This is a genomic window from Thioalkalivibrio sp. (assembly GCF_007692535.1).
Lineage (GTDB): Bacteria > Pseudomonadota > Gammaproteobacteria > Ectothiorhodospirales > Ectothiorhodospiraceae > Thioalkalivibrio.
Map to the genome: position 1 here is coordinate 1 of NZ_REBW01000248.1, position 6,938 is coordinate 6,938.

At 67.1% G+C, this 6,938-nt stretch carries 5 protein-coding genes; 3 read left to right on the forward strand and 2 right to left on the reverse strand.

Translation table 11 applies throughout. The annotated features are described in order from the left end of the window. Positions 1-37 precede the first annotated feature (37 nt). The 3 genes from EA346_RS13935 (at position 38) to EA346_RS13945 (ending at position 4,177) form a co-directional block, all read left to right on the forward strand. Positions 38-2,095, forward strand: coding sequence for a transglycosylase SLT domain-containing protein (locus EA346_RS13935; protein WP_296759618.1), 2,058 nt, complete (start codon positions 38-40; stop codon positions 2,093-2,095). A 6-nt stretch (positions 2,096-2,101) separates the two neighbouring features. Further along, positions 2,102-2,986 carry a fructosamine kinase family protein gene (locus tag EA346_RS13940; protein WP_296759620.1) on the forward strand — a complete coding sequence of 295 codons (885 nt, stop codon included), beginning with the start codon at positions 2,102-2,104 and terminating at the stop codon, positions 2,984-2,986. Between the two features lie 177 nt (positions 2,987-3,163). Beyond that, complete coding sequence (locus EA346_RS13945; RefSeq protein WP_296759621.1) at positions 3,164-4,177, forward strand: hypothetical protein; 1,014 nt, start codon at positions 3,164-3,166, stop codon at positions 4,175-4,177. 6 nt (positions 4,178-4,183) lie between these two features. Here the strand turns inward: EA346_RS13945 and EA346_RS13950 are convergent, their stop codons facing one another. Next, positions 4,184-4,867 carry a response regulator transcription factor gene (locus EA346_RS13950; protein ID WP_296759622.1) on the reverse strand — a complete coding sequence of 228 codons (684 nt, stop codon included), beginning with the start codon at positions 4,865-4,867 and terminating at the stop codon, positions 4,184-4,186. Positions 4,868-4,876: 9 nt separating this feature from the next. Further along, positions 4,877-6,814 carry a CHASE domain-containing protein gene (locus EA346_RS13955; RefSeq protein ID WP_296759624.1) on the reverse strand — a complete coding sequence of 646 codons (1,938 nt, stop codon included), beginning with the start codon at positions 6,812-6,814 and terminating at the stop codon, positions 4,877-4,879. Positions 6,815-6,938 lie beyond the last annotated feature (124 nt).

The window sequence follows — 6,938 nt, forward strand, 5'->3', positions numbered from 1 at the left end:
AGAATCTCGGACCTGTCTCCAGCAAGGAATCATCGCAATGCGGATCGGTACACTCGCAGTCGGCGTCGTCTGCCTCTTCCTGGCCGGCACCCTCGACGCCCGCCAGACCAGCCCGGAGAGCGCATTCAGCTTCGAACGCAGCATCTTCCTGCTGGCGGAGCGCGCGCTGACCAACAACGACGACCGCGCCTTCCTGACGACCCGCCAGCTCCTGACCGGTTACCCCCTGCTGCAGTACCTGGACTACCGGCGCCTCGCGCGGAACCTCAGCGCGGCCAATCCCGAGGACGTCGCGGCCTTTCTGGAGACACACGACGACGGGCCACTGGCGCGGATGCTGCGCAACCACTACCTGGACCACCTGGCCAAGGAAAAGAAGTGGCCCGAGTTCCTCCGCTTCGCCGAGTACGGTGGCCCGCTTTCCACCGAATTGACCTGCTTCCGCATGCAGGCGCAACTGCAGACCGGAAAGCGGCAGGCCGCCCTCGCCGACGTCGAGACGATCTGGCTGCACGGGCGATCCCAGCCGAAGGCCTGCGACCCGGCACTGGAGGCCTGGCGTGGCGAGCGCCTGCTGACGACGGAACTCGCGTGGCAACGCCTGGAACTCGCAATGGAGGCTGACCAGACCGGCCTTGCCCGCTACCTGCGCCGCTATCTCTCGGCCGAGGATCGGCCCTGGGCCGATCGCTGGCTGGAACTGGAGGCGGAGCCGGGGCGGGTCACCCGTGCCGGATTCCGCGCCGGCGACCACCACGCCGCTGCGACCATGCTCGAGCGCGCCTTCCTGCGCCTCGTCCGGAGCAAACCCACGGAAGCACTGACCGCGTGGGCATCCCACGGGCAGCAACTGGGCCTGGATCCGGAGGCACAGACGCGCATCGAGCATGCGTTGGCGCTGCGCCTGGCCGTGCGTCGCCTCCCGGAGACCCTGCCGTTCATGGCCTCGCTGTCCGACGCGGTCTTCGACGACCAGTTGCGGCAATGGCAGCTGCGCTCCGCACTCCGGGATCGTGACTGGAACACCGTTTTGGCCGCGGTCGACGGGATGGCGCCGGACACCGGCGCCGACGCGCAGTGGCAGTACTGGCGGGCCCGGGCGCTGGAACAGCTGAGCCGTGACGACGAGGCCCTGGACGCCTACCGCCGGGCCGCCCGAGAACGCAACTTTCACGGCTTCCTGGCGGCGGATCGCCTCGGGCAGCCCTACCGCATCGGCCACGAGCCGCTGTCGGTCCCGGCCACGCTGGAGGAACAGGTGGCGCATATCCCCGCGATCCAGCGCATGCGTGAACTCGTGCTGCTGGAGCGCTTCGCAGAGGCGCGCCGCGAGTGGTCGCACATGATCAACGACCTCTCGACCCAGGAGCAGGAGGCGGCGGCGCGCCTCTTTGCCGAGTGGGGCTGGCACGACCGGGCGATCTTCACCGTGGCGCGCGCCCGCAACTGGGGCGACATCGACCTGCGTTTCCCGCTCGCGTTCACCGACCTGATCCTCGACGGTGCCAGCAACCAGGACATCGACCCGGCCTGGGCCATGGCCATCGCGCGGCAGGAGAGCGCGTTCCTGCACGACGTGCGCTCCAGCGCCGGCGCCCTGGGCATCATGCAGATCATGCCCGCGACCGGGCGCTCCGTGGCCGGTGCCGCGGGCGTGCAGATCCGCAACGACAACGACATCCTGAATCCCGCCAACAACACCCGCCTGGGCACCTATTACCTGCGCCGCAACCTCGATGGCTTCGGCGGCCACAGCATGCTGTCCACCGCCGCCTACAACGCCGGTGCGCACCGGGTGCGCTCGTGGCTGCCCGAGGCGGGCCGGATCGATCCGGACATCTGGGCCGAACTGATCCCCTTCCACGAGACCCGCGACTACGTACAGAGGGTATTCGCCTACCGCATCATCTACGCGGTCCGGCTGGGACTCACGCCGCCATCCCTGAGCACACTGCTGTTCCCGGTCACCCCGCAGGACCAACTGGCCCAGGCCCGCGAGCAGCACCTGGCCGGCCTGGGAGCCCCCAGCCCGCTGCAGCTCGCCGGGCGGGACTTCTGCGACGCCCCCGGGTACACGTCGGAACGCTGTATCTAGCGGACCATGGAAGCCTGGATCGAAGCCGTCCGCCAGGCCATCGCGAACGCCACCGGCGAGGAATTTGCGCCCGCACGGAGTTCCGGGGTCGGAGGCGGATCGATCAGCCAGGGCTTCAGCCTGGCCGGTACCGACGGCCGCCGCTTCTTCGTGAAGAAGAACGATGCCCGGCGGCGGGCGATGTTCGAGGCCGAAGCCGCCGGCCTCGAGGAACTGGCCCAGTGCGACACCCTTCGGATTCCCCAAGTGATCGCCCTGGTCGATCACGGCGACGCCTGTTTCCTGGTACTGGAGCACCTCGACCTCGGCGGCCGTGCCGATGGCGCGGCGCTGGGCCGCGGCGTCGCGGCATTGCACGCGATCACCGGCCCGACGTTCGGCTGGAACAGGGACAACTTCATCGGCAGCACCCCGCAGCCGAACCCGCCCGGCACGGACTGGGTGGCCTTCTACCGGGAGCACCGCCTGGCCTTCCAGCGTCGGTTGGCCAGGGACAACGGTGCCGGCAAGGCGCTGCTGGACGCTGTCGCCCGGCTGGAGGCAGACCTCGAAGCCCTGCTCGGCGATCATCGCCCCAAGCCCTCCCTGCTCCACGGCGACCTCTGGAGCGGCAACTGGGGCTTCGTGGGCAATGGTGCCCCGACCCTGTTCGACCCGGCGGTGTATTACGGCGACCGCGAGGCGGACATCGCGATGATGGAACTGTTCGGCCACCCCGGCCGGGACTTCTTCGCGGCCTACACCGAGGTACAGCCCCTGGATGCCGGCTACCCGATGCGCCGCGAGCTCTACAACCTCTATCACATCCTCAACCACTTCAACCTGTTCGGCGGGGGCTACGCCTCCCAGGCCGAGCGCATGGCGCGCCGACTGCTGTCGGAACTGCACTGAGGCGCCTTCACCCCAGGGAGAAGGCAAGACTCGACCCCATCATCAGGGGCGCCCGTCGAAGCCCGCAAGCAGGAAATTTGGCGGCGCCGGTGCTAGGGTACGGTGCAGGACCGGGGCCTGCGCAGGCTGCGGCCTTCCCGTTCCCTCTCACCCCTTCACCCATCCGAGGTCGACATCATGGATTTCGCGGTCGTGCTTCATCCCGAGGTAGTCATCATCGCCATCGTGCTCGCCCTGATCGGTGCCCTGCTGGGCTTCGCGCTGGGCAAGGGCCTGCAGGCGAAACGCGGGGAGGAGGCCCTCGCGGCCGCGAACAGGAACCACGCCCGCTCCGTCGCGGACCTGGAGGCGGACAATGCCGACACCCTCTGGCGGACGCGCGAGGGCCACGCCGAGGAACTCAAGCGGCTGAAGAACGAGCACGCGCGCAGCCTCGAGTCGGCCCGCGAGGAACAGGCTGCGGAGATCGCGCGCATCAACGCCGAACACGCCGCGCTGGTGGACCGCCTGAACGAGACCAACAATGCGAACCTCCGCGAACTGCGAACCGAGCACGACGCAGCCGTGACGGCACTGCGCGAACAGCACGCCGCGGAGACCGGGGCGGTGCGGGAAGAAACCGAGCGCACGCTGCAGATGTTCCGGGAGGAACAGGCGCGTTCCACCGAGGCACTGCGGTCCGAACATCAGTTCAGCCTGCAGTCACTGCGAGACGACCACGGCCAGGCCGCTGCGGCATTGAAACGGCAGCAGGAAGAGATCCGAGAACGGCTCGAGAACGAACGCCAGCGCCAGCTCGAGGAACTGCGAACGCGCATCGCGGAACTGGACGCGGCCAAGGACCACCTGCGCGCGGAGAACAGAACGCTTCAGGACACGATCCGGGAACTCAACGACAGCATCAAGGAGGCCAAGCGCAACAACACCTTCTCGCTGTCCAAGTCCGGCGAGCGGCTGATCCGCGTGATCCGCAGCGTGCAGGACCTCGCACAGGAACTGGACGAGACCTCGCGCGCGGTCAGCGATGGCGAGTACTCGTTCTTCGACGCGATCAAGGACCAGCGCGACCGCGAGACCGTGATGAAGCTCACCGGCGGCGAGCGCCCGGCGGTGGACGGCCAGGAGATGCCGGAACGACCCTCGATCGACCCCGGCGACTCAGAGGGCCGTGAGGACGGGAAGAAGGGCTGACGCGCCCTACGACAAAGGCGGCTCGACAGCCGAGAGATCCCCGTGCACGTCGATGGCTCCGCTGCGCACCGCCAGCTGCACCAGCTCGGCGATGCCGCGGACTTCGAGCTTGCGCATCACGTTCGCGCGGTGAGCGTGCACCGTCTTCGGACTCAGATTGATCGCGGTCGCGATCTCGTTGACGGTACGCCCGCGCGCGAGCCAGACGAAGACCTCCACTTCCCGCGAGCTCAGGAGGCTGAGCGGGTTGCGATCCTTGCCCAGATGCGACAAGGCCATGCTCTGGGCCACCGCATTCCCCAGATAGCGCTGCCCCCCGGCCACCTTGCGCACGGCCGGCACCAATTCCTCGGGGGCGCCGCGCTTGGAGAGATACCCGAGTGCGCCCCGCTCCAGTGCCATGGTCGGAAAGGGCTCCGACTCATGCATGCTCAGCACGAGGATCCCCACCGTCGGCAGGATCCGGAGGAGCCGCGTAATCGCCTCGATGCCACTGATACCGGGCAGGGAGATGTCGAGGACGATCACGTCCGGCGTCAGGGCAGCCACGAGGCGGCAGGCCTCCTCGCTGGACGCGGCTTGCCCCACGACCTCGATCTGGCCGGTGGCCTGCAGCAATCCGCACAGGCCCGCCCGCACGATGGCGTGATCATCGACCAGCAACACGCGAATGGGGCCTTCATGCATCATCGTATGACCTCACCCTATCGGTAACGTGGCCCGCAGGCGCACACCGCCAGCGTCGCCCCTGATGACTTCGAAGTCGCCACCGAGGACCTCCACCCGCTCACGGGCGCCCAGCAGCCCGAGGCCATTCGAGCCGATAACGGGCCCCGGCTGGCCGCGCCCGTCGTCCTCTACATGCAGCGTTACCAGCGGAACCCCGCCGAAACGTCCGGAAACATCTGCCCGCCGCTGGGCCCGGATCCAGACATTCTGCGCCTGCGAGTGCTTGGATACATTCGTCAGGGCTTCCTGCAAAAGGCGATACAGGGTGATCGCCACGGTCCCCTCCAGATCGTTCAGAGCCGGATCGATATGCGCGTGTACCGTGATGCCCTGTACGTCCAGTCCCGTCTGCTGCGCGCATGCCTCCAGCGCGGCGACGAGACCGAGTTCATCGAGCGCGCGCGGGCGCAGGCGCCGCATCATTCCATGGGTGTCGTCATAAATTCTGCCGGCCATGTCCATGATCAACGCGGCATGGCGACCGACCGCTTCATCCGACCCCGGATGTTCCTGAGCGATCAACTGGGCGTAGACACGGATCGCCGTCAGCGCCTGACCGATGTCATCGTGCAACTCCAGCGCCAATCCCCTGCGCTCCTGCTCCTGCGCCTCGAGCATGCGCCGAACCATGAGCTTCATCTGCCCGTTCGTCAGTCGAAGCTGTTCCTCCGCGACCAGCCGGGCCGCGATCTGTTGGCGCAGATCCTCGTTCACTTGCGACAGGGCTTTGGTGCGGTCCCGGACACGCGCCTGGAGTTGCAATCGATGCTCTCGGGACCGCTCGAGGACCGCGGCCTCGGCAGATCCAGTGCGTTCCTGCAACCGCCGCAGCCGGAATAACAGGGTCAGCCCGGCCAGCGATGCCGCCAGCACTCCGAGATAGGGCCAGGGATTGAGGCTCGCGAACGTCACCTGGTGCGATGCTGCAACGCGAAACGGCTGCGAGGTGGCGTCGCCGGCACCGGACTCCTGCTCGAACCGCGGCAACAGCCTGCGTTCCAGCAGGGTCGCCACCCCTTCCCTAGAGAACAACACCGAATCCGTGTCGCGAGTGCCCCAGTCCCGGTGCACGGTGTACGACAGGGCCGGCGAAAGGACCGCCGCATCCTCCTGACCCTCCAGCCTTTCTGCCAATACGCCCAGGACCGCAACGAGTTCCGGGTCACGGGAAGTTCCGTAGAGTTCACAGGTCCCGGCGCGGCCGCCGGGGCACAACGGATAGACCAGCACGTAGCCCAGATCGCCGCCCGTGAAGTGGAACGCATCGGATGGCGTCACGCCGGGCCGCTGCAGGGAACGCAGCAGCGCGTACCGCATCTGCGGCACGGCGTCCATGTCGAGGCCCATCATCGACAGTGTGTCGTCCCGCTCCGGTTCCACCAGGAACGCAGGATAGTAGACCGCCTTTTCCGGAACGGGATGCCACTGCCGGTCGATGTCGTAATCGAAGCGTCGCAGTTGAAAATCAGGCCAGCCATCCGCCCGCATCCGTGACACGAAGGCCGCCCTCTCGTGCATTTCCAACCGCTGTGCCACACCAACCAGATGCAGGTGCGGGTACTGCTCCAGTATCTTACGCGCGTAGATTCTCGCTCCCGCCCCGAGGTCCTCCGGGGAAACCGCGTCGAGAGCGGCCGCAAGTCCCTTAATGACGGCGTCGTTCAAGTGTGCGTTTCTTGTCAGCTCGGATTCCAGCCCCCGGACATCCCGCTCCAGACGCAGCTTTGCCGCCCCCATGTCCCGGTGCACGGCAATCCAGAACAAGGCCAGTGAAGCCGCCAGCCAGACGAGCAGCAGCGCCTTCCAGGGAAGCAAGTTTGCCTTGACCAATGCCGCTTCGTCAGCACGCTCAGGAGCCTGGGTTGGCTCCTGCAGATCCCGGTCGACGATGGGCCGGGGTTCATTCACGGCGGTCCCCGCAACATTTCGTGCTCATCCAGCGCCCTCTCTCGCAAAAGATACACTACGCTTTGATCTTCATACCCATCCATCTCTATTTAGCATGAAAGTCACGGCCCCGTAGGTCGGGTTA